Source organism: Xanthomonas sp. WCS2018Noco2-27 (genome assembly GCF_031843525.1).
In the GTDB taxonomy this organism is placed as follows: domain Bacteria; phylum Pseudomonadota; class Gammaproteobacteria; order Xanthomonadales; family Xanthomonadaceae; genus Xanthomonas.
Window position 1 is genome coordinate 112,818 of record NZ_JAVTIK010000011.1, and the last position, 24,828, is coordinate 137,645.

Annotated in this window: 23 protein-coding genes; 15 read left to right on the forward strand and 8 right to left on the reverse strand. The window is 65.0% G+C overall.

The window, feature by feature from the left end:
• Nucleotides 1-22: 22 nt before the first annotated feature.
• Nucleotides 23-508, reverse strand: a complete 486-nt coding sequence (locus RQH86_RS16940; protein ID WP_311238606.1) for a YaiI/YqxD family protein — start codon at nt 506-508, stop codon at nt 23-25.
• A gap of 268 nt (nt 509-776) precedes the next feature.
• On the opposite strand from RQH86_RS16940, the gene RQH86_RS16945 reads away from it, so the two are divergent.
• Nucleotides 777-992, forward strand: coding sequence for a cold-shock protein (locus RQH86_RS16945; protein ID WP_005923176.1), 216 nt, complete (start codon nt 777-779; stop codon nt 990-992).
• A gap of 384 nt (nt 993-1,376) precedes the next feature.
• The gene (locus tag RQH86_RS16950; RefSeq protein WP_311238605.1) at nt 1,377-2,075 is read left to right on the forward strand and encodes a glutathione S-transferase; all 699 of its coding nucleotides are present in this window, start codon (nt 1,377-1,379) and stop codon (nt 2,073-2,075) included.
• A 109-nt stretch (nt 2,076-2,184) separates the two neighbouring features.
• Here the strand turns inward: RQH86_RS16950 and RQH86_RS16955 are convergent, their stop codons facing one another.
• Nucleotides 2,185-3,060 carry an alpha/beta hydrolase gene (locus RQH86_RS16955; protein ID WP_311238604.1) on the reverse strand — a complete coding sequence of 292 codons (876 nt, stop codon included), beginning with the start codon at nt 3,058-3,060 and terminating at the stop codon, nt 2,185-2,187.
• A gap of 280 nt (nt 3,061-3,340) precedes the next feature.
• Here RQH86_RS16955 and RQH86_RS16960 point away from each other — a divergent pair, with 280 nt between their 5' ends.
• Nucleotides 3,341-4,897, forward strand: coding sequence for a YdiU family protein (locus tag RQH86_RS16960; protein ID WP_311238603.1), 1,557 nt, complete (start codon nt 3,341-3,343; stop codon nt 4,895-4,897).
• 92 nt (nt 4,898-4,989) lie between these two features.
• Complete coding sequence (locus RQH86_RS16965; RefSeq protein ID WP_115513178.1) at nt 4,990-5,550, forward strand: adenine phosphoribosyltransferase; 561 nt, start codon at nt 4,990-4,992, stop codon at nt 5,548-5,550.
• 355 nt (nt 5,551-5,905) lie between these two features.
• Here the strand turns inward: RQH86_RS16965 and dbpA are convergent, their stop codons facing one another.
• Nucleotides 5,906-7,282, reverse strand: a complete 1,377-nt coding sequence (dbpA, locus tag RQH86_RS16970; protein WP_055851976.1) for an ATP-dependent RNA helicase DbpA — start codon at nt 7,280-7,282, stop codon at nt 5,906-5,908.
• A 108-nt stretch (nt 7,283-7,390) separates the two neighbouring features.
• Here dbpA and RQH86_RS16975 point away from each other — a divergent pair, with 108 nt between their 5' ends.
• Nucleotides 7,391-9,286, forward strand: coding sequence for an ATP-binding cassette domain-containing protein (locus tag RQH86_RS16975; RefSeq protein ID WP_311238602.1), 1,896 nt, complete (start codon nt 7,391-7,393; stop codon nt 9,284-9,286).
• Nucleotides 9,287-9,476: 190 nt separating this feature from the next.
• Here RQH86_RS16975 and RQH86_RS16980 read toward each other — a convergent pair whose 3' ends face one another.
• Together RQH86_RS16980 and RQH86_RS16985 are read right to left on the reverse strand one after the other, a co-directional pair.
• A complete protein-coding gene (locus RQH86_RS16980) occupies nt 9,477-9,902 on the reverse strand; it encodes a barstar family protein (RefSeq protein WP_311238601.1) in 426 nt (141 codons plus the stop codon).
• Nucleotides 9,899-10,339, reverse strand: coding sequence for a ribonuclease (locus tag RQH86_RS16985; RefSeq protein ID WP_311238600.1), 441 nt, complete (start codon nt 10,337-10,339; stop codon nt 9,899-9,901). Before RQH86_RS16985 ends, RQH86_RS16980 begins: the two co-directional genes overlap by 4 nt.
• 263 nt (nt 10,340-10,602) lie before the next feature.
• On the opposite strand from RQH86_RS16985, the gene RQH86_RS16990 reads away from it, so the two are divergent.
• A complete protein-coding gene (locus tag RQH86_RS16990; RefSeq protein WP_311238599.1) occupies nt 10,603-11,214 on the forward strand; it encodes a superoxide dismutase in 612 nt (203 codons plus the stop codon).
• 531 nt (nt 11,215-11,745) lie between these two features.
• On the opposite strand, the gene RQH86_RS16995 is transcribed toward RQH86_RS16990, so the two are convergent.
• Nucleotides 11,746-12,579: an inositol monophosphatase family protein gene (locus tag RQH86_RS16995; protein WP_311238598.1), complete on the reverse strand. Its 834-nt coding sequence runs from the start codon at nt 12,577-12,579 to the stop codon at nt 11,746-11,748.
• A gap of 116 nt (nt 12,580-12,695) precedes the next feature.
• Here RQH86_RS16995 and RQH86_RS17000 point away from each other — a divergent pair, with 116 nt between their 5' ends.
• From RQH86_RS17000 to RQH86_RS17010, 3 genes are read left to right on the forward strand one after another with little or no spacing between them, the layout of a single operon-like run.
• The gene (locus RQH86_RS17000) at nt 12,696-13,460 is read left to right on the forward strand and encodes an RNA methyltransferase (protein WP_115559012.1); all 765 of its coding nucleotides are present in this window, start codon (nt 12,696-12,698) and stop codon (nt 13,458-13,460) included.
• 51 nt (nt 13,461-13,511) lie between these two features.
• On the forward strand, nt 13,512-14,441 hold the full coding sequence (locus tag RQH86_RS17005; protein WP_311238597.1) for a phosphate/phosphite/phosphonate ABC transporter substrate-binding protein: 930 nt from the start codon (nt 13,512-13,514) through the stop codon (nt 14,439-14,441).
• Entirely contained in the window at nt 14,438-16,555 is a 2,118-nt protein-coding gene (locus tag RQH86_RS17010) for an EAL domain-containing protein (RefSeq protein WP_055851992.1), read from the forward strand. The genes RQH86_RS17005 and RQH86_RS17010 overlap by 4 nt, the downstream gene beginning before the upstream one ends.
• A 258-nt stretch (nt 16,556-16,813) precedes the next feature.
• Here RQH86_RS17010 and epmB read toward each other — a convergent pair whose 3' ends face one another.
• The gene (gene epmB, locus RQH86_RS17015; protein WP_311238596.1) at nt 16,814-17,842 is read right to left on the reverse strand and encodes an EF-P beta-lysylation protein EpmB; all 1,029 of its coding nucleotides are present in this window, start codon (nt 17,840-17,842) and stop codon (nt 16,814-16,816) included.
• Between the two features lie 101 nt (nt 17,843-17,943).
• Here epmB and efp point away from each other — a divergent pair, with 101 nt between their 5' ends.
• From efp to RQH86_RS17045, 6 genes are all read left to right on the forward strand, one after another.
• Nucleotides 17,944-18,510 (forward strand): elongation factor P, encoded by a 567-nt coding sequence (efp, locus tag RQH86_RS17020; protein ID WP_055851998.1) that lies wholly within the window; start codon nt 17,944-17,946, stop codon nt 18,508-18,510.
• A 5-nt stretch (nt 18,511-18,515) separates the two neighbouring features.
• Entirely contained in the window at nt 18,516-19,364 is an 849-nt protein-coding gene (locus RQH86_RS17025) for a hypothetical protein (protein ID WP_311238595.1), read from the forward strand.
• Between the two features lie 18 nt (nt 19,365-19,382).
• Nucleotides 19,383-20,720 (forward strand): TRZ/ATZ family hydrolase, encoded by a 1,338-nt coding sequence (locus RQH86_RS17030; RefSeq protein ID WP_311238594.1) that lies wholly within the window; start codon nt 19,383-19,385, stop codon nt 20,718-20,720.
• 29 nt (nt 20,721-20,749) lie between these two features.
• Nucleotides 20,750-21,469 carry a bifunctional 2-polyprenyl-6-hydroxyphenol methylase/3-demethylubiquinol 3-O-methyltransferase UbiG gene (gene ubiG, locus RQH86_RS17035; protein WP_055852321.1) on the forward strand — a complete coding sequence of 240 codons (720 nt, stop codon included), beginning with the start codon at nt 20,750-20,752 and terminating at the stop codon, nt 21,467-21,469.
• Nucleotides 21,470-21,581: 112 nt separating this feature from the next.
• Nucleotides 21,582-22,247, forward strand: a complete 666-nt coding sequence (locus RQH86_RS17040) for a phosphoglycolate phosphatase (protein WP_115527920.1) — start codon at nt 21,582-21,584, stop codon at nt 22,245-22,247.
• A gap of 28 nt (nt 22,248-22,275) precedes the next feature.
• Nucleotides 22,276-22,965 carry a phytoene/squalene synthase family protein gene (locus RQH86_RS17045; RefSeq protein ID WP_311238593.1) on the forward strand — a complete coding sequence of 230 codons (690 nt, stop codon included), beginning with the start codon at nt 22,276-22,278 and terminating at the stop codon, nt 22,963-22,965.
• Between the two features lie 181 nt (nt 22,966-23,146).
• Here the strand turns inward: RQH86_RS17045 and RQH86_RS17050 are convergent, their stop codons facing one another.
• Entirely contained in the window at nt 23,147-24,817 is a 1,671-nt protein-coding gene (locus RQH86_RS17050) for a glycoside hydrolase family 28 protein (protein ID WP_311238592.1), read from the reverse strand.
• Nucleotides 24,818-24,828 lie beyond the last annotated feature (11 nt).

Consider the following 24,828-nt stretch of genomic DNA (forward strand, 5'->3'; position numbering starts at 1 on the left):
CGCCCGGTCCAGCTGCGGCGCGTTAGGTCGGCGTGCGTGGTTGCGCGGCCAGCCAGCGGTCCAGCTGGGCAGCGAAGGCTTGGCGATCGCGTGCGTGCAGTGTCGGCGGCCCGCCGGTCGCGATGCCTGCACCGCGCAACTCCTCCATGAAGCCACGGACCGACAGGCGCTCCTTGATGGTGTTGCTGGTGAACGCTTCGCCGCGCAGGCCGACCGCCGTAGCACCGGCTTCCAGCGCGCGTGCGGCCAGCGGAATGTCCTGGGTCACCACCAGGTCGCCTGCGGCCACCCGTTCGGCGATCGCGTCGTCTGCCGCGTCCGGGCCGCCAGGCACCTGCAAGGCGCGGACATGGGGCAGGGACGGCGTACTGAGATAGTGATTGGCGACCAGGGTCACGGCGGTGCCGGTGCGCGCAGCGGCGCGGAACAGGATGTCGCGGATCACCGCGGGGCAGGCGTCGGCATCGACCCAGATCTGCGCGCGTGTCGGTGTTTGAGGCGTATTCATCGCACTATTGTGGATGGGGAGGGACCTGACAGACAGTCGGATTTGGCCTGACTGCAAAAGATTTGACGCGAGGTGTCGCTTTTTGCCGAAAACACGAGTACTGTGCACGCACTGTGTTTGCAAGGGTCACCGTGAATCGTGGCCTGATGCAGCCGGATCGTTACAGATCTCGCTTCATCGTTCCGCTTTACCAACGCCTGCAACTCAGTCTCAGCTCCGGCTTTTCGGACGCTGCGATTTATCAATCTATAGTTCAGGAGTTAGTAAAATGTCAGATGCATCACGTCAGAGCGGTACCGTGAAGTGGTTCAACGATGCCAAGGGCTTCGGCTTCATCACCCCGGAAAGCGGCCCGGACCTGTTCGTGCACTTCCGTGCCATCCAGGGCACCGGCTTCAAGTCGCTGCAGGAAGGCCAGAAGGTCACCTTCGTCGCCGTGCAGGGCCAGAAGGGCATGCAGGCTGACCAGGTGCAGGCGGTCTAATCCGTCTGCAACCTTAGGGTTGCCAAAAACGCCGGTCGCGAAAGCGGCCGGCGTTTTTTATTGTCGGCGTTTTTATTATCCCTTAGTGACCCTGCGCCGGTGTGGTCGTGTGTGTCTCCACGCCACGGCTGGTCTGCATCCAGTTCGTGCCTGTCCGGTGTTCGATTTGCCGAGTTTCCCGGTCTTCCTGCCGCCTCCAGTCATCCAACCACGTTAGTTGGTCAGCCTGCCTCTGCGGCGATTGCTCACCGCATGCGTTGTGTGGGGCGATACGCAAGAACGATCAAGCGACAGACCGACGATTGGTCGGCGTGCGGCAGTGCTTGCGCGCGGCAATGACGTCCAGGTGGGTAGGATGGCGTTTTCCGTGTGCGGCCGCTTGCCATGATCACTGTTCACCATCTCAATAACTCCCGTTCGCAGCGCGTGCTGTGGCTGCTCGAAGAGTTGGCGCTGCCTTATCAGATCGTGCGCCATGAGCGCGATGCCAAGACCATGTTGGCCCCGGCAGAGTTGCGCGCGATCCACCCGCTGGGCAAGTCGCCGGTCATTGTCGATGGCGGCCTGACCATCGCCGAGTCGGGCGCCATTCTCGAGTATCTGACCGAGCGCTACGACACCGAATGCGCGCTGTCGCCGCCTGCGCGGCCGATCGACTCCCCGGAGCGTCAGCAGTTCCGTTACTGGATGCACTACGCCGAAGGCTCGGCCATGCCGCCGCTGTTGATGACGTTGATCTTCGCTCGCATCCGTAGCGCGCCGATGCCGTTCTTCGCCAAACCCATTGCGCGTGCCATCGTGGACAAGGCGATGTCGGGTTTTGTCGGACCGCAGGTGAAGTTGCATCTGGACTGGATGGAGCAGTCGCTGCAGGCCAGTGCCTGGTTTGCCGGCGAGCGCTTTACCGCTGCCGATATCCAGATGAGTTTCCCGGCCCAAGCTGCGGCGGCACGGGGTGGCGGGCTGGAGAACTATCCGCGCTTGCGCGCGTTTCTGGAGCGGATCGAGGCGCGCCCCGCGTATCAGGCTGCATTGAAGAAAGGTGGTCCCTATGCACTGATGGGACGCAACAACAACGACTGACGCTGGAGATGACAACGGCGTGGCTTCGGCAGCCACGCCGCTGCTAGATCACCGGCCCATGAGGGAGCTGCCAGCCGCGCAGTCGCTCATCGTGGTCGTCAGCCCAACCTTAGCGCGCTTTGTACTGGCGAAGAAATTGCACGGTGTCGCGAAGTTCCGGCGAATCGGCCGGCGGCTTGCGGAAGGCGAGCACCAGGCCCATGTGGCCGACGCCTGGATAAAACTTGACCTGCACGTTTTCTCCTTTGCTGCGCATGGCTTCGGCCAGCGCAACGCTGTTTTGTGGCTCGACGACGCGGTCGGCGTCGCCGTGCAACAGCAGCATCGGCGGTTCGTTTCCGTCGACGTAGAGCACCGGTTGCGACTTGGCCTGATCGGCTGGCGAGGTGCCGAAGATCTCGACGATTTCGGGATCGGTCATCGGAGCAAAATCATAGGGCCCGGCCAGGCCGACAAAGCCGCACAACTGCTGCGGTTGCAAGCCTTGTGCTTGCAGCCAGCTGCGATCGGTCGCCAGCAGCCCGGCGATGTGGGCACCGGCCGAGTGCCCCATCACGGCCAGCCGCGTGGGGTCGCCGCCGTACGCATGCGCGTGCCGATAGCTCCAGGCGGTTGCGCTGGCGGCGTCGGCCATGAACCCTTGCAGGCCCACCTGCGGGAACTTGCGGTAGTCGGCCACCATCGTGACGACACCTTGACGGGCCAGCGCGCGGCCCATCCAGCGATAATTGGCGCGCTTGCCGTGTTTCCAGGTGCCGCCATAGAAAAACACCACCACCGGAGCGTCCACCACACCCCGTGGCTGGTAGACGTCCAGTGCCAGACCATGTTCGGGATCGAAGACCTGGTTGGGATGTTCGACGACGCCATCGCGGCTGGAGGCGGCATTGATGCCACCGAAGAACACGCTGCTGCAGGCCGTCAGGCTGAGCGAGCCGAGCAGCAGGAGGGCGGGACGGATCCAGCGGAATGCGCGAAGAGGCATGGGCGATGTCGGTCAGGAAGGGGCTTGAGTCGGTCGGGTGCGAACGAGTGGTGCGCGCTGGATCGCGTGCACGTCCATCGGCAGCGATGTCCGCCAATTGCGCATTGCATCGGCGGCCGTGTGGCGATTGCGACGCGTATTAGCGGTGATCTGTTGTCGCCAGCATGTGCAGGAGGAGCTCGCTTGGTGTTGGTATGCGAAGTGAAGATACGCTGCGCACGCGCGCCCGGATGCGGGGTAGCCCATGTCAAGTTCACCGTCGGTGGCCTAGGCTTGCGTTATGACAACGCTGCACTTTGATAATCGCCTGCGCCAACAGTTGCCCGGCGACCCAGAAAACGGTTCGCGCCGTCGCGAGGTCAGCGCCGCCTGGTCGTCGGTGCTGCCGACCCCGGTTGCTGCGCCGCGCGTGATCGCCTATTCGGCGGAGATGGCGCAGACCCTCGGGTTGGACGCGGCCGAGATTGCGAGTGCGCGCTTTGCCGAGGTCTTTGGCGGCAATAGCCTGTATCCGGGCATGCAGCCATGGGCTGTCAATTACGGGGGTCACCAGTTCGGCCATTGGGCTGGTCAATTGGGCGACGGCCGGGCGATTTCCTTGGGCGAAGCGATCGGAGTGGATGGCGGGCGTTACGAGTTGCAGCTCAAGGGCGCCGGTCCGACGCCGTATTCGCGCGGTGCCGATGGCCGGGCAGTGCTGCGGTCGTCGATTCGCGAATTCTTGTGCAGCGAAGCGATGCACCATCTCGGCGTGCCGACCACGCGTGCGTTGAGCCTGCTGACCACTGGCGATGCAGTGGTACGCGACATGTTCTACGACGGCCGGCCGCAGCGGGAGCCGGGGGCGATTTTGTGCCGGGTGGCGCCATCGTTCATCCGCTTCGGCAATTTCGAATTGCCGAGTGTGCGCGGCGATGTTGCCCTGTTACGGCACTGGGTGGAGTTCACCATTGCGCGCGATTTCCCTGAACTGGGCGGCAGTGGCGAGGCGCTCTATGCGGCGTGGTTCGCGCAGATCTGCGAACGCACTGCGGTGATGGTGGCGCACTGGATGCGGGTGGGGTTCGTGCACGGAGTGATGAATACCGACAACATGTCGATTCTGGGCCTGACCATCGATTACGGCCCGTATGGGTGGATAGACGATTACGACCCGGACTGGACCCCGAACACCACCGATGCGCAGGGCCGCCGCTATCGCTTCGGCACCCAGCCGCAGGTGGCGTACTGGAACCTGGGCCGTCTGGCGCAGGCGCTGGCGCCGCTGTTCGCCGACGCCGCACCCCTGCAGCAGGGGCTGGACCGGTTTCGCGACACGTATCTGGCGTGCGACCGCAATGACGCCGCTGCCAAGTTGGGGCTGGCCGAGTGCCGCGACGAGGACCTGCAACTGCTCGATGCGCTGCGCGATCTGATGCGCGAGGCGGAAATGGACATGACGCTGACCTTCCGCGCGTTGATCGACCTCACGCCTGAGCAGCCGGACCCACAGCTGCTGCACGAGGCGTTCTACGACGAACACAAGCGCCTGGCCACTGCGCCGCAGCTGCACGACTGGTTACAGCGTTATGCCGCTCGGCTGCAGCAGGACAGCTTGTCGCCGGAGCAGCGGCGCGAGCGGATGCGCCTGGCCAACCCGCGCTACGTGCTGCGCAATTACCTGGCGCAGCAGGCGATCGACAAGGCCGAGCAGGGCGACCCATCGGGCGTGCAGGAAGTGCTGGAGGTCATGCGCCGGCCATATGACGACCAACCAGGCAACGCGGCGTTCGCTGCCCGCCGGCCGGAGTGGGCGCGCGATCGCGCCGGGTGTTCGATGCTGTCCTGCAGTTCCTGACGCGCTCAGACGCACGGATGCCATAAATGCCGCGTCAAGCGCTGCGCAGCCTAGAATAGGGCGGTCCCCACTGGCAACGACGCCATCCCACCATGACAGACTGCACGCGCTGCGCCGGCACCAACTCCTCCGGCCCCAATCACTGGTCGGAACGGATTCGCGACATCGGCGATTTCCCCAAGCCGGGCATCGTCTTCAAGGACATCACGCCGCTGCTGTCCGATGGCCCGGATTTCGCTTCTGCGCTGGATGAGATGGCGCAGCCCTGGCGCACCACGCCGCTGGACGCGGTGCTGGGCATCGAAGCGCGCGGCTTCATCCTGGGCGCGGCCTTGGCACGCGAACTGCGTACCGGGTTCGTGCCGGTCCGTAAGCCGGGCAAGCTGCCGGGGCGCACCCTGATCCAGGAATATGCCCTGGAATACGGCACCGATCGCATCGAAATGCACGAAGACGCATTGCCACGCGGCGCGCGCGTGCTGATTGTCGACGACGTGCTGGCCACCGGCGGCACGTTGCGTGCTGCGCTGAGCCTGGCCGCACAGCTGGAGCTGGAAATCGTCGGCGCGGCGGTGCTCGTCGAGCTGAAAGCACTGCAGGGCCGCGCGAAGTGGGTCAACGATGTGCCGCTGCTGGCGACCTTGGCTTACTGAGGTCGACCGCCTGACCTAGCGCGCTTGGCGGTAGATAGGCGCGGTGCGTGTTCGGAGTGCGCTTGCCAGCAGGCAGGCGCAATGGCCCTCGGGGTGCACAGCGAATGCGTCTGCATTGCAGCTCTCCGCCATGCTCTGGTGCCTGCCTAGAACTGCGCGCTCCCGGTTGTTGGCGGCGCCGAATCGTGTATCGCCGCAGTCAATGCTACGAGCAAGTGCACGCATCGGCGTAACGCCAGCAAGGCCTCGCATGCGGCCGGCATCGCACCGGCCGCCTTATCTGTCGCGCCAGACTCGCTGAACTCGGCCAACGCCGCATCCAGGTTCATGCGCTCCCGCACGTTACGACTGCTGTTTAGAGCTTGCTGACCCGGAACCGGCGTCCCTTGATCTTGCCCGCGTGCAGATGCGCCAAGGCCTTGGCGACGTGCGCGCGCGCGATGGCGACGTAGGAGCGGGTGGGGTAGATGGCGATCTTGCCGATGGCCGCGCCCGACAGTCCGGCTTCACCGGTCAGCGCGCCCAGGATGTCGCCGGCACGCAGCTTGTCGGTCTTGCCGCCGTCGATGCGCAATGTGGTCATCGCCGCCTGCGGCAGCTGCGCCGGGCGCGCGGTCGCCAACGGTGCACGCGACCACTTCAGCGGCTGGCCTTGTTCGACTTCCAGCGCCTGCGCGCGCGCTGTTTCGCGTGAGGCCACCAGGCTGAGCGCAAGCCCACGCTTGCCGGCGCGGGCGGTGCGGCCGATGCGGTGGCGGTAGGTTTCGGTATCGGTGGGCAGCTCGTAATTGACCACGGCCGCCAGGTCTTCCACGTCCAGCCCGCGTGCGGCCACGTCGCTGGCCACCAGCACATTGCAGCTGCGGTTGACGAAGCGCACCAGCACTTCATCGCGGTCGCGCTGTTCCATGTCGCCATGCAGCGCGAGTGCGGAGAAACCGAACTCCTGCAGCGAGCCGGCCACTTCATCCACTTCCTTGCGGGTGTTGCAGAACACCACGCTGGATTCGGGGTTGAAGCGCAGCAGCAGGCCGGCGACGGCCTTCTGCCGATAGGTCGGGTCGACCTCGAAGAACTGCTGATCGATTTCGGGCGCGTTGTCGGCACCTTCGACGGTGATTTCGATCGGGTCCTTCAGGATCTCGCGCGCCAAGGTGCGGATGATGTCCGGGAAGGTGGCCGAAAACAGCAGGCTCTGGCGGTGTTTGTCGCAGCGGCTGGCGATTTCGCGGATGGGTTCTTCGAACCCCATGTCGAGCATGCGGTCGGCTTCGTCCAGCACCAGCGTGCGCACACCGCCCAGATGCAGCGCGCGCTTGCGGGCTAGTTCCTGGATGCGGCCGGGCGTGCCGACCACGACTTGCGGGTCATGCGCTTCCAGCGATGCCAGCTGCGGGCCCAGCGGCATGCCGCCGGTGAGCACCACCAGCTTCATGTTGGGGATGCCGGTGGCCAGCTTGCGCAGCTGCTTGCCGACCTGGTCGGCCAGTTCGCGGGTGGGGCAGAGCACCAGCGCCTGCGCACGGGTCAAGGCAGGATCGAGCTTCTGCAGCAGGCCCAGCCCGAACGCGGCGGTCTTGCCGCTACCGGTCGGCGCCTGGGCGATGACGTCCAGCCCCTGCAGGATCGGCGGCAGGCTCTGCGCCTGGATGGGAGTAAGGACGGTGTAGCCAAGGGCGTCGATGCCGGGGGCCAGGGCCGGCGACAGCGGCAGCGCGGAGAATTCGTTCATGGCGCATTTTAGCCGGGAATCGGGAGTGGGAATCGGGAATCGCAAAGGTAGTGGCTGCGGCTTTTTCCATTCCCGATTCACCATTCCCGATTCCCGTACAATTGGCGCATGCCTTTAATCACTCTGCAAAGCGTCGACTACAGCGTCGGCGGCCCCTTGTTGCTGGAAAAAACCGACCTCACGATCGAGCCGGGCGAGCGTATCGCCCTGATCGGCCGCAACGGCGCCGGCAAATCGACCTTGATGAAATTGATCGCCGGCGAGCTCAGGCCCGACGACGGCGAAGTGCGCGTGCAGCAGGGCGTGCGCATCGCACGGCTGGAGCAGGAGGTGCCGCAGGGTACCGGCGGCAGCGTGTTCGACGTGGTGGCCGATGGCCTGGGCGAACTAGGCCACTGGCTGGCCGAGTTCCATCAGCTCAGCCATGCCGAAGTGTTCGATGCCGATGCATTTGGCAAGGTGCAGGCCAAGATCGACGCGGCCGACGGTTGGGCGCTGGATCAGCGCGTCACCGAGACCCTGACCAAGCTGGAACTGGACGGCGATGCGGAGTTTGCGCGCCTGTCCGGCGGCATGAAGCGCCGCGTGCTGCTGGCGCGCTCGCTGGTGTCCTCGCCGGATGTGCTGCTGCTGGACGAGCCGACCAACCATCTGGATATCGAAGCGATCGATTGGCTGGAGTCGTTCCTGAAGAACTGGAGCGGCAGCGTGCTGTTCGTGACCCATGACCGGCGCTTTCTGCGTGCGTTGGCGACCCGCATCGTCGAAATCGATCGTGGCCAGGTCACCAGCTGGCCGGGCGACTGGGCCAACTACGAGCGGCGTCGCGAAGAACGGCTCAATGCGCAGGCGCAGGAAAATGCGCGCTTCGACAAGATGCTGGCGCAGGAAGAAGTCTGGATCCGCCAGGGCATCAAGGCGCGTCGTACCCGCGACGAAGGCCGTGTGCGACGTCTGGAATCGATGCGCAACGAGCGCGTGCAGCGTCGCGACCTGACCGGCAATGTGCGCATGGAAGTCTCGCAGGGCGAGTCGTCCGGCAAGAAGGTGATCGAGGCCAAGGAGGTCGGCTTTGCGTTCGGTGCGCGCACGATGGTCAAGGACTTTTCGACCATCATCCAGCGTGGCGATCGCATCGGTCTGATCGGCCCCAACGGCAGCGGCAAGACCACCTTGCTCAAGTTGTTGCTGGGCGATCTGCAGGCGCAGGAAGGCGAAATCCGCATCGGTACCAATCTGCAGATTGCGTATTTCGACCAGTACCGTTCGACCCTGCGCGAGGATTGGAGCGCCATCGAAAACGTGGCCGAAGGCCGCGATTTCCTGGAGATCAATGGCAAGCGCAAGCATGTGCATGCGTATCTGCAGGACTTCCTGTTCACGCCCGAGCGCGCCCGTGCGCCGATCACGCGGCTATCCGGTGGCGAGCGCAATCGCCTGCTGCTGGCACGGTTGTTTGCGCAGCCGTCCAACCTGCTGGTGATGGACGAACCGACCAACGATCTGGACGTGGAAACGCTCGAGCTGCTGGAAGAGTTGCTTGGCGAATACACCGGCACCTTGCTGCTGGTCAGCCATGACCGTGACTTCCTCGACAACGTGGTGACCTCGACGCTGGTGATGGAAGGCGATGGCCTGATCGGCGATTACGTCGGCGGTTATAGCGATTCGTTGCGTCAGCGGCGTACGCCGGCGACCAATGCGATGGCCGTCGCCAAGGCCTCGGCGACGGCTGCGGCGACCACGCCCGTGGCGGTTGCGGTGCCAGCGGTAGATGCCGCGCCCAAGCGCAAGCTCAGCTACAAGGATGCACGCGAACTGGAGCAGTTGCCGGCCTTGATCGACAGCCTGGAGCAGCAGGTCGCAGCGCTCACCAATGCGATGAACGACCCGGCCTTCTATCAGCGCGACAGCGCAGCGATGGCCGCGCATACCGCCGCGCTGGGAGATGCGCAGGCGCAGCTGGATACGGCGTTCGCGCGCTGGAGCGAGCTGGATAGTTGATTGCCGGACCGGCGCGCGACTGCGCGCCGGTCTTGTGGGTTGGTAGGCGCGTCAAACAGGCATCGCGAGGTGGGCGCGGCCTGCTTCGTGGTCCCATCAGTCTTTGATCGCTCTAACCCAACATTGCGTCATTTGTGGCCAAGACGTTGCCGCTATCGCAACAGCGTTCGGGAGGGTGTGTTAGCCGCTCTCAGTCGCAAGCACTCGCAGGCGCCACAAACGCTGCAAATGTGAGCCCGCGAGCGGCCCAGGCAGTGGCGGCTTCATCGAGAATATCCAGCAAGGTATCGCGCTCATTAGGCGCTGCCTGCGCCAATGCCTCGGCGTCGTCGATCAACAACGCATAGCCGCGCGGGGAGGGCAGCCAGGCCAGATCGCGCAGCGCATCGCTCAATGCATCCCAGTTGCGGCCGAAGCTGGCGGGGAAATCCAGTTGGGTGGCCAGGCGCATCAACAGCATGCGCTTGTCGTTGCAGGTGGCCAGATCCACGCGAAGGATGCGCAAGCCGGCATCGCGCGCCAGCGCCGCCATGGTGTCCAGATCGTCGGTGTCGGCTTGATAGACGCCCGATTGCTGCGGGTCGGACAGGTCCAGCGCAAAGTCGCCCGCGCTCATGGCGCCTGCTCCGGGGTCGGGCCCTGGAACGATTTGAAGGTTTGGTAATGATCGTCGCTGTAGTACCAGGTTTGCGGCGGGGTGCCGCCGGTGACGATGCGGCGTGCGCCGCGATCGGCGCTGCCGGGTGTGTCGACGGTGTATTCGCGGTAGTCGCCACGCGGGCGTTCCGGTAGCCGGTGTTCGCGATTGCCGAACACGCCGCCATCCTGCGGATACGGAAACGGCCCGCCGCGCTGGATCAGGACGATGGTGGCCATCGCTTCGGTCGGCAGAAAGGCCGGCAAGTGCGGCACCTGACGCGCTGGCGGTGCTGCAGCGATCGGTGCGTTGAGCTGCGGCGCAAACTGCGGCTTGGGCGTCTGCAGCGTCCGCATGCCCCATAAGCCGGCAACGAGCAGCACGATGGCGACGATCAGCAAAGCGGGCTTGCGCATGAAGACGATCCGTAAGCGAAGAGTGTGCGGCAGAGCAAGTATGCCGCTGCGCGACTGTGTCGACTTTGAACGCGGCAGGACATCTGCGCGGTTCACATCCAAGTAACCGGGGGCTGGTGCAAGGTGTGCAGCCAACAGGGCGTGGCACCCGATGCAATGGGATGAAGTTTCCCTGCCGCTGCCCTTGGTAAGCGCCGTCGGCGTCCTTACCATCTACCCCGCAACGCCCGGTCTTCGCCGGGCGGCAAGTCCAGGAGACACGCATGGCCTACACCCTTCCGCAGTTGCCCTACGCCTACGACGCGCTGGAACCGAACATCGATGCGCAGACGATGGAAATCCATCACACCAAGCATCACCAGACCTACATCAACAACGTCAACGCGGCGCTGGAAGGGACCGAGTACGCCGACCTGCCGATCGACGACTTGGTGTCCAAGCTGAAGAGCCTGCCGGAAAACCTGCAGGGCCCGGTGCGCAACAACGGTGGTGGCCACGCCAACCATTCGCTGTTCTGGACCGTTTTGTCGCCTAACGGCGGCGGCGAGCCCAAGGGCGAGGTCGCCAAGGCGATCGACAAGGACATCGGTGGTTTCGAGAAGTTCAAGGAAGCCTTCACCAAGGCCGCCGTCAGCCGCTTCGGCTCGGGCTGGGCATGGCTGAGCGTGACCCCGGACAAGAAGCTGGTGGTGGAAAGCACTGCCAACCAGGACAGCCCGCTGTTCGAAGGCAACACGCCGATTCTGGGCCTGGATGTGTGGGAACACGCGTACTACCTGAAGTATCAGAATCGCCGCCCGGAATACATCGGCGCGTTCTATAACGCGGTCAACTGGGACGAAGTCGAGCGCCGCTACCACGCTGCGATCGCCTGAGTCTTAAGCTGACGCTGTAACGAAGAAGGCCGGGAGCGATCCCGGCCTTCTGTGTTTGCTGCGGTCTGTCATGTAGGAGCGCACCTGGGCGCGAGGGGCTTTCTGGTGGAAAGCTCGGTCGCGCCCGGGTGCGCTCCTACGATTGCGGGAGCGGCAATCAGAGCTTGGCGTCGAACTTTCCTGGGTAGTCGGTGTTGCCGCTGTAACGCAAGAAGGCCGGGAGCGATCCCGGCCTTCTGTGTTTACTGCGGTCTGTCATGTAGGAGCGCACCTGGGCGCGAGGGCTTTCTGGTGGGAAGCTTCGGTCGCGCCCGGGTGCGCTCCTGCGATTGCTGGAGCGGCAATCAGAGCTTGGCGTCGAACTTTCCTGGGTAGTCGGTGTTGCCGCTGTAACGCAAGAAGGCCGGGAGCGATCCCGGCCTTCTGTGTTTGCTGCGGTCTGTCATGTAGGAGCGCACCTGGGCGCGAGGGGCTTTCTGGTGGAAAGCTCCGTCGCGCCCGGGTGCGCTCCTACGATTGCCGGCGCACCCATCAGAACTTGGCGTCGAACTCGCGCGCGTAGCCGGTGTTGACGATGACCTTCTGCAGCGCGTCGCTGATCTTGATGTTGCCGGCCACGATCTGCTGGGTTTCCGGGCCCATGTTGTCCATGCGCGGCGGGGCGGCGCCCTTGTAGTCGCAGACGCGGCCACCGGCTTCGCGCACCAGCAGCACGCCTGCCGCGATGTCCCAGGCTTTGACGCCGGCTTCGAAGTAGGCATCGGCGCGTCCGCAGGCCACGTAGGCCAGATCCAGCGCGGCCGAGCCTGTGCGGCGCACGTCCTCGGCCTGCACCAGCACCGCATCGACGCACTTCAGCTGCGCACTGATTCGTGCACGTTCGCGCGGCGGGAAGCCGGTGTGGATCATTGCGCCTTCCAGATCCTTGCGCTCGGCAATGCGGATACGGCGGTCGTTGAGCACCGCGCCGGCGCCGCGGCTGGCCGTGAACAGCTCGTTGCGCAGCGGGTCGAAGATCACCGCGTCGGTCGGTTCGCCGTTTTCCACCAGCGCAATCGACACGCAGTAATGCGGAAACCCGCGCAGGTAGTTGCTGGTGCCATCCAGCGGGTCGATGACCCAGGTGTAGCGGCCACTCTTGCCGCCCTGCACGCCGCCTTCTTCACCGAACACCGCGTACTCGGGGTAACCGCGCTTGAGTTCCTTGATGATGACTTTTTCGGCATCGGCATCGACTTCGCTGGCGTAGTCCATGCGGCCCTTCTGCACCACGTTGAGTGCGTCCAGCTTGTTGATACCACGCAACAGCACATTGCCGGCGAGGCGGGCGGCTTTGACCATGACGGTGACGGCGGGTTTCTGCATGGTTAAAGCTCCCGTGAAGGCAGAATCGAAAATGGCGAAGGTAAAAGAGCGGTCCGGCACCAAAGCCGGCCGCGCAGTTTACCATCTACGACCGAATAGCTCCCCAATCTCCGTTCATGTCCGTCAGCCAGCGCATCCGTTTTGTTCTTGTCGGTACCCAGCATCCAGGCAACATCGGCGCCGCCGCGCGTGCCATGAAGACCATGGGTATCTCGCGGCTGGTACTGGTGGCGCCCGAGCGCGCGCTCGATGAAGACGCGTATCGGCGCTCGGCCGGCGCCGAGGACGTGTTGGGCGATGCGCCGCTGTTCGCCACGCTGGGCGAGGCGGTAGCCGACTGCACGCTGGTGATCGGCTGCACGGCGCGCGCGCGTCGGGTGGCCTTGGAAGAGTTGCTGCCGGACGAAGGCGCGCAGCGTGCCTTGGCCAAGGCGAGCGAACCGGCCGAAGTGGCGTTCGTGTTCGGCCGCGAGCGCACCGGCCTGACCAACGACGAATTGCAGCTCTGCCACGCGGCGGTGCATATCCCATCCGACCCGCAGTTCAGTTCACTCAATCTGGCGGCGGCGGTGCAGGTGCTCGCCTACGAAGTACGGCTGGCACAGCTGGCAGCCGGCGAGGCCGAGCCAGCACCGGCCGCCGCCGCCGGCCTGCGCGACGGGCCGGCCAGCCATGCGCAGCTGGAAGGCATGTTCGGCCAGTTCGGCGAAACCCTGGACGAGATCGACTTCCACAAGGGGCGCGCGCCGGAGTCGGCGATGCGCAAGTTGCGGCGGCTGTTGTTGCGCGCGGAAATGACCGAGCAGGAGGTGCGGCTGATCCGCGGCATCCTGTCCGATGCGCAGCGCATGGCGATGCTGGCCAAGCGTGCCGGAAACTGACGTCTGTCACATCTTCACAGATTCGGCTAGGCTGTCCGCGGCTCTAGGGGAGTGTCCGTTTTGCGCGGTCTACAATGGTGTCTGATTGCCTGCTGGCTGGTGGCCGGGGCAGGCTTGGCCGCGACGGCTGCGGCAGCGCCCTCCTCGGTATTGGTGCTCGGGCGGATCAGCGATGACCCCGCCACGCATTACGATCAACTCAAGCCACTGCTGGACTATGTGGTGCCGCGCATGCGCGAGGTGGGCATTCGTCGTGGCGAGATCCTGATGGCGCCGGATGCGCGCCAGATGTCCAGCTATCTGCGGCGTGGCCGGGTCGACTGGGTCAGCGAGACCACCGGTGCGGCGATGTTGCTGGAGCGGCGCGGCGGCGCGCACCCGTTGCTGATGACCGAACGTGGCGGGGTGCGCGAGTTCCACACGGTTTTCTTCGTGCGCCGCGACAGCCCGATCCAGTCGCTCACGCAACTGCGCGGGCATAGCCTGGCATTGCAGACTGCGTCCTCCACCAGCGGTTACCTGGTGCCGATGCTGGAGTTGATGCGCAACGGCATCGCCTGCGACGTGCTGCTGTCGCCCGACGACCCTCAGGTGCCGGGCTCGGTGGGCTATCTGATGGTCGGCTCCAAGTTGAATGTCGCTGCGTTCGTGCACAAGCGCCTGATCGATGCCGGCGCCTTCAGTAATCTCGATTGGGACGACGAGCGGCATCTGCCGCCGGTGTTCAAACGCGATTTTCGTATCGTGTACCGCAGCGCGCCGGTGCCGCGTGCAGTGGAAATGGTGCGCTCCGGCATGGACCCGGCAGTGGAGCGTCGCCTGCGCGTGGTGTTGCTGCAGGCAGCATCCGACCCGCTGGCCGGACCGGCGCTCAAGCGCTTTTTCGGCACCACCGCGTTTCACCCGCTGGATGGCGGTAGTCGCAGGCGTCTGGATGCGTTGAGCGCCGGCTTGCGGCACGTCAGGGATGAAATCGAATGAGCCAGGTGCGCTTCGGGTTGCAGGCACGCTTTTTGTTGGTCATGGCGCTGACCTTGCTGTTGGTTGGCGCGATCCTGGCGTCGTTGCTGCAACGCCAGAGTGCGATGCAGCGCGAGGTGCGCGGGCTCAGCGCACAGATCCTGCACGAGCTGTTCGATCGCAGCCTGCGCACCCGCGGCGAGACGCTGGCGACCGAACTTGCCTCCGGCTTGGCCAATCCGCTGTATTACTCCGACCTGGGGGCGGTAGGCGCGCTGGTGCGCAATGCCTCGCGCCAGCAGGTGGTGACGTATGTGCTGGTGTTCGATCGGCGTGGGCTGCTGGTGCATGACGGCACGCCCAATCTGCAGCGCTACGGTCAGCGCATGGACGACCCGCTCGCGGCCAAAGCGGTGACCGCGCAGGCGATGCTGCTGCAATCCTCGCCCGAAGTGCTGGACGTGACGGTGCCGATCAAGATCGGCGATCAGCGCATCGGCGGGGTACGCGTGGGCATGTCGCGCGAGCGGGTGCGCAAGATCGAGTCGGGCGCCAATCTGACCCTGGTGCAGAACCTCAATGCGATCGGCAAGCGCGATCTGGGCTGGTTGCTGGTGCTGCTGGCTGCGTTGGTGGCGCTGGGCGTGCTGCTGGCGATCTATGTGCAACGCACGCTGGTGGCGCCGGTGCGGCTGTTGGCGGCGGCGGCGCGGCAGATCGAGCGCGGCGACTACGCCGTGCAATTGCCGCCGCATCCGCGTAACGACGAGATTGGCGAGCTGATTTCCGCATTCGGCCGCATGAGCGAAAGCATTGCCCGGCACGACCGCGAAGTGCGTCATATGGCCTACACCGATGCGCTAACCGGGCTGACCAACCGCCTGGGTTTTCGCGAAGGTCTGGACTACCTGCTCAATACCGCGCGCAGCAGCAACAGCAAGCTGGCGCTACTGTTTGCCGATATCGACGACTTCAAGCGCGTCAACGATACGCTTGGTCATGAAGCGGGCGACGAGGCCTTGTTGCAGTTCGCCAGCCGGATCAGTCGCGCAGTTTCTGCGCTGGGTGGCGACGATGCGATCCTGGCGCGCTTCGGTGGCGACGAGTTCGTGATCCTGCTGCAAAGCGGCGATGTCACCCTGCTCGCTGCACAGCTGGCGGACCGCCTGGTGCATGAATTGAGCCGCCCGTTGAACGTGCAGGGCCGCGAAGTGTTCCTGGGCACTTCGATCGGCATCACGCTGTTCCCCGACGATGCCAACGATGCCACCGCGCTGCTGAAGAACGGCGACATCGCGATGTACCAGGCCAAGGTCGCCGGCAAGAACTGCCACCGTTTCTACAGCCGCGCGGCCGACCATGCGGTGGAGCGTCGCGTGCATATGGAGCACGAGCTGCGCGGCGCCTGGGAGCGCGACGAGTTGCGGCTGGTCTATCAGCCGATCTACCGCACCAGCGACCGCCTGCTGGTAGGCGTGGAGGTGCTGCTGCGCTGGCAGCACCCGGCGCTGGGCACCATCGCGCCATCGACGTTTATCGATATTGCCGAGCAGAGCGGGTTGATCGAAATGATCGGCCCCAAGGTGCTGCGCGCGGCCTGCCTGGAAGCGGCGCAGTGGCCGGAAGTGGGCGAAGGCCTGTTTATTTCGGTCAACGTGTCGCCGCGGCAGCTGCGCAGCGGCGACCTGATCGACACCGTGGCCGAGTGCCTGGCCGAGTCTGGCTTGCCGGCCGCGCGCCTGCATCTGGAACTGACCGAGACGGCGGTGATCGGCGATGAGATGATGGCCGCCAGCCTGCTCGATCAGCTGCACCGCACCGGTGTAAAGGTGTGGCTGGACGACTTCGGCACCGGCTTCTCCGGGTTGAGCCATCTGCGCCAGGTGCCGGTGGATGGGGTCAAGATCGACAAGAGCTTCATCGCCGACCTGCAGCGCGACCCGGACGATCTGGCGCTGACCACGGCCATCATCAACATGGCCCACTCGTTGGGAATTACGGTAGTGGCCGAAGGCATCGAGCAAGAGGCGCAGTTCAACCTGTTGCGCGAGCGCGGCTGCGATCTGGGGCAGGGCTACTGGTTCAGCAGGCCCTTGAGCCCGGCCGATATGGTCAAGCTGATCGCGGCGGGCTGAGCACCGTAGGAGCGCACCTGGGCGCGATTGGCGTGGCCTTACCGGTGAGGCTTCGTCGCGCCCTGGTGCGCTCCTACGGCGAGCTGCGTTTGGGCGGTGTAGGTACAGCGGCGGCTTGCCGGTATCGCCCGGAATTTCGAGCACTTGATGTGGCACCGGATACCACCGTAGGAGCGCACCTGGGCGCGATGGGGCGTTACCGGTAAAGCGTCATCGCGCCCGGGTGCGTTCCTACGATGTACTGCTTGAGTTGGTTGATTACAGCGGCCGTTTGCCGGTGTCGCCTGGGATTTCGCGTACCAGGCGCGGGACTAGATAGCCGGATAGGCGCGTGGCCAGTTCCGCATGCAGGGCGCGTGCGCGGGTATCGTCCACTTCGAAATGCGCCACGCCCGCCACGCGATCGAGCTGATGCAAGTAGTAAGGCAGCACGCCGGCGGCAAAGCTGCGTTCGCTCAGCGCGGCCAGCGCGTCCACGCTGTCGTTGACGCCACGCAGCAGCACCGCCTGATTGAGCAGTTGCACACCGGCATCGCGCAAGGCGTGCATGGCGCCGTCCACGTCGGCATCGAATTCGTTGGCATGGTTGGCGTGGATCACAAACGCCACCGGCCACGGCAGGCTGCGCAGCCAGGCCAGCAGGGGCGCGTCCACGCGTGCGGGCAACACCACCGGCAGGCGGCTGTGGATGCGCAGCCGCTTGAGGTGTGGGATGGCGGCCAGGGCGTCGGTGAGTTCGACCAGTTTGGGCGTGGCCAGCGACAGCGGGTCGCCGCCGGATAGCAGCACTTCGTCGATGTCCGGGTCGGCAGCGATCGCCTCCACCGCCTCACGCCAGCCATCGCGCGCGGCGGTTTCTTCTGCGTATGGGAAGTGGCGACGGAAGCAGTAACGGCAGTGCACCGCGCAACTGCCGGTGGCGATCAGCAGGGCGCGGCCGCGGTATTTCTGGATCACCCCGGCGGCCGTCTTGGCGGCGGCATCGCCCACCGCATCCAGGCCGAAGCCCGGCACCGGCTGCATTTCTGCATCCAGCGGCAACACCTGCCGCAGCAGCGGGTCGTCGAGGTCGCCGTGCCGCATCCGCGCCACGAAGGCCTGCGGGACGCGCAGCGGAAACTGCGCGGCCGCGTCTGCACTGATGCCGGCCGCTTGCGCGTCCAGGCCCAGCAGTTCCAGCAACGCGCGCGGGTCGCGCACGGCATCGCGCCACTGCTGCTGCCAGCGCGGCGGCTGCAGGGTGGAGGGCGGGGATGGCTGTAAGGCGACGGGGGCTGCGGTTATCATGTGCGGTCACAAAACCAATGCCCGCCTGTTGCGGCGGGCGCCCCATTCTAATCCGACCGGCCACCGTGTGGCGGGTCGTGGTCTTATCGAGGAGCTGCACCATGGCCACTGTTGGCATGAACGACGTCAAGAACGGCATGAAGATCCTGGTCAACAACGAGCCGGCGGTCATCACCGAGACCGAATACGTCAAGCCGGGCAAGGGCCAGGCCTTCACCCGCATGAAGTACCGATTCATCAGGTCCGGCCGCGTGGTCGAAATGACCATGAAGGCGACCGATGACCTGGAAGTGGCCGACGTGGTCGATACCGACATGCGCTACCTGTACAGCGATGGCGAGTACTGGCACTTCATGGACCCGGAAACCTTCGAGCAGGTGCAGACCGACAAGGCCGGCATGGGCGGCGCCGAAAAGTGGCTCAAGGGCGAAGAAGACTGCATCGTGACGCTGTGGAATTCCGCGCCTATCTGGGTGCAGCCGCCGAACTTCGTCGAGTTGAAGATCACCGAGACCGATCCGGGCGTGCGCGGCGATACCTCGGGCGGCGGCGGCAAGCCTGCCACGCTGGAAACCGGTGCGGTGGTGCGCGTGCCGTTGTTCGTCAATCAGGACGAAATCATCAAGGTCGATACGCGTTCGGGCGAATACTCGGCGCGCGTCAAGTAAGCCGGATGCGCCCGCGACGCCTGTCTGTTCAAGCGGTACGCAGTGCCGGTGTTCTGGTGGGGCTGTGGGCTGCGCTCCTAGCGTCCCCGGCCTTTGCGCAATCGGCCGCCGCAACCTGCGACGCCGGTGACGTGGCCGCCGTTGCGGCCATTGCAACCTCCGGTGTCGTGGGCGGCGCTGCCGCCACGGTGCCGGTCGAGCGTGCTGTGGCCCAGACCTGCAAGCCGTGGCCGAACGATCCGGCCATCCGGCTGGCAGCAATCGCGTTTGCCGGCGACGCTCAGGCCGTGGCTGGCGAGCGCGACCTTGAGTTGCGCGTGGTCATGCTCGATGCCGCCAGCGGCAAGGTGCTGGCGTTTTATGCGCAGGAAATGGGCGAGGACGCGGCCTTCGAACTCGCTGCCGACAGCCTGCGCCTGGATACGGCGCGCTATGACCTGGCCAAGGGCGTGCGCGCGATCGGCGTGGTGGTGCATAGCGCTGCGCGTGGGCCCAGCTGCCCGGATTTTTACAGCAATCAGGCATTGACCTTGCTGGTACGCGAGGGGCGCAACTTGCGCCCGGTGCTGCAACGCGATCTCTATGCCTGGCAACGTGTGGAAGGCGAGCCGTGCATGATGGGCAGGAGCGATGTCATCACCGAAGTCGCCAATCTGAGCCTGAGCATGGCGCCGCAGGCACATGCCGGCTATGCGGACATCGTGCTGACAGCCAACGTCGCTACTACGGAGAGCACCGCTGGCAGCGACACCGATACCGAACGCACCCGTCGCGTGCGCCAGGTGCTGCGCTACAACGGCCAGCGCTATGTGCCTGTGGCCGGTGGCGAACGCAGCTGGCCGTTCGACAACTAACCCTTTATGGATACGCTCATGACCAATGCCCCTCCCGAAGCGTGCGACCTGTTGATCGAAGCCGGTTACGTGGTGCCGATCGAACCGCATGCGGTGGTGCTCGAAGACCACGCGGTGGCGGTCAGCAACGGCGTCATCGTGGCGATCCTGCCGACTGCCGAAGCACGCGCCCGGTTTGCGCCGAAGCAAACCGTCTCGCGCCCGGGGGCGGCACTGATGCCGGGTCTGGTCAATGCGCATACGCATAACCCGATGACGCTGCTGCGCGGCATTGCCGACGATTTGCCGCTGATGGTGTGGCTGCAGCAGCACATCTGGCCGGTGGAAGCGGCGGTGATCGGGCCTGAGTTCGTGGCCGACGGCACCACGCTCGCCATCGCCGAGATGCTGCGCGGCGGCACCACCTGCGTCAACGAAAACTACTTCTTTGCCGATGTGCAGGCGGCGGTCTACAAGCAACACGGTTTCCGTGCGCTGGTGGGCGCGGTGATCATCGATTTCCCTACCGCGTGGGCGTCGTCGGACGACGAATACTTCGCGCGGGCCGGCGAGCTGCACGACCAATGGCGCGACGATCCGTTGATCGGCACTGCGTTCGCACCGCATGCGCCCTATACGGTAAATGACGCCAACTTCGAGCGCGTACGCATGCTCGCCGATCAGCTGGACATGCCGGTGCATCTGCACACGCATGAAACCGCGCAGGAAGTGGCCGATTCGGTCAAACAATACGGCCAGCGCCCGCTGGCACGGCTGGATCGGCTTGGCCTGGTCAACGACCGCCTGATCGCCGTGCACATGACCCAGCTCACCGAGGCAGAAATCCATCTGTGCGCCGAACGCGGCGTCAGCGTGGTGCATTGCCCCGAGTCCAACCTCAAGCTGGCGTCGGGTTTCTGCCCGGCCTGCGCGCTGCAACGCGCAGGGGTGAATCTGGCCATCGGCACCGATGGCTGCGCCAGCAACAACGATCTGGATATGTTCAGCGAAAACCGCACTGCCGCGATCCTGGCCAAGGCCGTGGCCAACGATGCCACCGCGCTGGATGCGGCCACCACGCTGCGCGCGGCCACGTTGGGCGGTGCGCGTGCATTGGGCTTCGGCGACAAGATCGGCTCGATCGAAATCGGCAAGCAGGCCGATCTGGTCTGCGTGGATCTGTCTGCGCTGGAGACCCAGCCGTTGCATCATGTGCTGTCGCAATTGATCTATGCCGCCGGCCGTCATCAGGTCACCGATGTGTGGATCGCCGGCAAGCCCAAGCTGGTGCAGCGCGAGTTGATCGACATGGATACCGCCGCCCTGGTCGCCAATGCGCGGCAATGGCGCGAACGCATCCGCACCGTCCGCGCCTGATCGCGCGTTATCGCATCCCGGAGTTCCGCATGAATCCCACGACTCAATCCACCTCCAGTAATTTTCATCAGTCCGAGCTGGACAAATTCGCCGCCCTGGCCAACCGCTGGTGGGACGCCGACGGCCCGCAGAAGCCGCTGCATGCGCTCAACCCGGTGCGTCTTGCGTACGTGTCCGCACGCCAGGAACTGGCCGGCGCACGGGTGCTGGATGTCGGCTGCGGTGGCGGCTTGCTCAGCGAGTCGATGGCGCGCCTGGGCGCGCAGGTCACCGCAATCGATCTGGCACCGGAGCTGGTGAAAGTCGCCCGGCTGCACAGCCTGGAATCGGGCGTGCAGGTGGATTACCGCGTGCAGTCGGTGGAAGACCTGGCAGCCGAGCAGCCGGGCAGTTTCGATGCGGTGACCTGCATGGAAATGCTCGAACACGTGCCGGACCCGACCGCGATCATCCGCGCCTGCGCCAGCCTGCTCAAGCCGGGCGGCAAGCTGTTCCTGTCCACGCTCAACCGCACGCCGGCCGCATTCGCGCTGGCGGTGGTCGGTGCCGAATACATCGCACGGCTGCTGCCAAAGGGCACGCACCACTACAAGGACTTCATCAAGCCATCGGAACTTGCGGCGTGGTTGCGCAGCGCCGAACTACAGCTGCAAGACGTCAGCGGCATGCTGTACGAGCCGTGGCGCAATCGTGCGCGGCTGTCCTCGCGCACCGAGGTCAATTATCTGGCGTATGCGGTGAGGCCGTGACGGGCGGGAATTGGGGAGTCGGGATTCGGGATTGGGAAGGGCAGCTAACTGCAATCTTGATGTCTTTCGATTCCTGCCGGGCTGCTTGTCGTTGGTCACTCGTGGTGGGCGCGTGAGTTTTCCGCGTGCGGCGTTGTTCGATCTGGATGGCACCTTGCTGGACAGTGCGCCGGATATGCTGGCCACGGTCAACGCAATGCTGGCTGAGCGCGAGCGTGCGCCGATTGCGTTGGAGCAGCTGCGGCCGGTGGTGTCGAAAGGCGCGCGTGCGATGGTGGGTGTGGCCTTTGCCGAGCTCGATGACGCTGCGCGCGCCGACCTGGTGCCGGAGTTCCTGCGTCGCTACGAAGGCTTGATCGGGACCCAGTCGCAACTGTTCGATGGTGTCGAAGCGCTGCTGTCGCGTCTGGAAGCGGCCGGCTGCATCTGGGGCGTGGTCACCAACAAGCCCGAATCTCTCGCGCGCTTGATCCTGCCGCAACTGGGTTGGCAACAGCGCTGTGCCGTGTTGATCGGCGGCGATACCTTGCCCGAGCGCAAGCCGCATCCGCTGCCGTTGCTGACCGCCGCCGAACGCATCGGCGTTGCGCCTGCGCAGTGCGTCTACGTCGGCGACGACGAGCGCGACATTCTCGCGGCACGCGCGGCCAACATGCCGTCGGTGGCGGTGTTGTGGGGCTATCGCCTGCATGACGATGTGCCGGCGCGCTGGCAGGCCGATGTGCTGGTGGACCAGCCGCAGTTGCTGTGGAATCCGGCCACGTGGCCGCAGACCTGATTCTTTTGAACTTATTTCTGGACCCGCCATGAGCCAATCCAGCGCTCTCGACAGTTTTCTCGACAAGTGGCGAACCCGCTGGCCGGAGTGGTCGGTTGCCGAGCCGTTCGTTCCCGCAGCGCAGCGCCACCTGACCGCGGCCTGGTTCGCCTTGCTGCAGGAATGGGAGGACATCATGAATATCCCCGGCGACCCGTTGCCGGCCGACGCCAAGCTGGCGTGGTGGCAGCAGGAGTTGCGCGATTGGTCCAATCAACGCTCGCGGCATCCGTTGGGACGCGTGCTGGAGCCGGTGCGCGCGCCGTGGGCGCAGTTGGCCGAGACCTTGCCGACCATGCAGGTCGCACGCGCACAGCCGGCATCGCTGCAGCAAGCGCTGGACCAGTTACGGGCCTTTGCCGAGGCAGTGGTCGCAGTGGAAGCGGTGCTGTTTACGCGCACGGTGCCAAGCGATGCCACTGCGGTGTCGGTGCAATGGCTGGACGCGCGGCAACGTGTGGCCGGCGATAGTGCCGCGCCTGGCGGTGTCACCACGGTGGCCTGGCGCACGCAGCTGTTGCACGCATGGCCACGCAAGCCGGCCCTGGCGCGACCGCATCGGGTGTGGTCGCGTCTTGCGCGGTTGCGCTTGCAGCGCGAGCTGGGCGGCAAGGCGGCCTATCCACCGCCGGTGCAGCAGTTGTGGCATAGCTGGCGCGCGGCCAGCGGCGCTGACTGAGCGTAACTGCGTCGGCCGTATGGCGGCCGTACCGTGCAAGCGCACTGGTGCGCGCCGCCGGTTGGCCGGATGCGTGCCCGTTGAAGTGTTGGCTTTGAGCCGATGACTTGCTGCGATCGGTTGATCGCAGCAAGCGATGCATCAGTGTGTGACTGCTGTGCTGCAGCGCAGAACATTCGACTCAGATCGGCGAATCCGGCAGCACCGAGTGATAGGCAATGAAGGCGTCATTGCATTGCAGTGGCGCGCCCGGGCCGGGTTTGCCTTGCAGCTGCACATCGTTGGGCACCGATTCCGTCAGCTGATCGTAAAAGCTCACCGGGCCGCCCTTGAAGGTGAAGTGCGTCGCCCCCGGATTACTCGCAGGCCCACCGAAATGCGGCTGCGCGAAGCTGACCTTGCCACCTTCCAGCACGACATTGTCCAACGAGATGGTGATCGGCCGGGTGGTGCTGGCATCGCGATACCCATAGAAACTCAGTTCGCCGCCACCCAATGTGGTCGAACCCAGCGAATGCACGTTACTGAGCGAAATGCCGTTGAACTGCGGGATCTTGTCGCGCGTCGCCGCATTGGCGTAATTGGCATCGAACACCAACGGGCGCGCAACCCCGCGCATGCAGATGTTCTCGAAACTGATGTCGTAGACCTGCCCGCCACGGGAGGCATCGGACTTGATGCGCAGGCCATTAGCCGAGTAGGGATCGCGCTGTACATCGTTGGCGTTGAAGCCGTCGATGCTCAACCCGCGCACGGCGATATGGCGCATGCCCGAATCGGTTTCGCTGCCGAGCGAGAACCCGTGGGTGTAGTAGAACTGGTTGTAGGCGAACAGCATGTTTTCCGAGGCGATGCTGCGCTTGCTGTTGGCATGCGCCTTGATCGCCACGCCGTCGTCGCCGGTGCCGATGTAGGAGTACGCCAGCAGCACATTCTTCGACTGACCGGGGTCGAAACCGTCGGTGTTCTTGGCGGTTTCTGGCGTGAAGCAGGTAGCGTGCGGATTGACGTCCGGGGTGCTGCCGGCCGGGCATTGGTAGCCAGGGCGCGAATAGACCAGGCTGGGTGCCAGAATCTTGATGCCCCACGCGGTCAGGCCCACCACGTTGTCGCTGATGACATGGAAATTGGGCGAGTTTTCCAGGGTAATGTCGTACAAGGTGACGTCGGTGCTGTTGTCGATCTGCAACAGACGCGGCACGTGCTGACTCAAGCCCTTGGTGACGTTGAGGTATGCAAGATCCCACCAGCTGGCCTTGCCGGCATTGGGTCCGGCCGTGAGCGTGCTGCCGCCGCGGCCGTCGATCTTACCCGCACCGACGATGGCGCTCTTGGCCGCATCGGAGATGTGGATCAGCGGATTGCACGACTTGGCCTTGTCGCTGGTGGCGGTGCCGCAGGTGCCCAGGCCGTTGTCGTAGTCCTGAGGATTACGCGAGCCGAACAAGGTGACGCCGCGGTCGATCCATAGCGTGACCCCGCTCTTGATGGTCAGCGGCCCACTGAGCAGGCCGGACTCTCCGGCATCGCCGGGGACCAGATGCACCGCGCTGCCGGCAGGGCAATCGTCGATGGCCGCCTGCAGGCGTGCGGTATCGCGCTTGGAGTGGGCCGGATCGGGATCCAGCGTGTCCAGCGAACCGGCCACCGGCACCAGCGCGGCCTTGAGCGTGGCGCAACTCTGCGTTGGCAAGCTCGGCTGCTGGACCACGCCCCAGCGGGTGGAGATGCTGTGCGCGGTGTCTGGCACATCCTGCCCATGCGGTCGCGCCGCGTCGGCCTGGAAGGCCGTCATGCCGAACAAGGCGAATGTGAGCGGCGCGATGGCTGGAAAGGGAAAGGTGGATTGCATGGGGAGTGCTC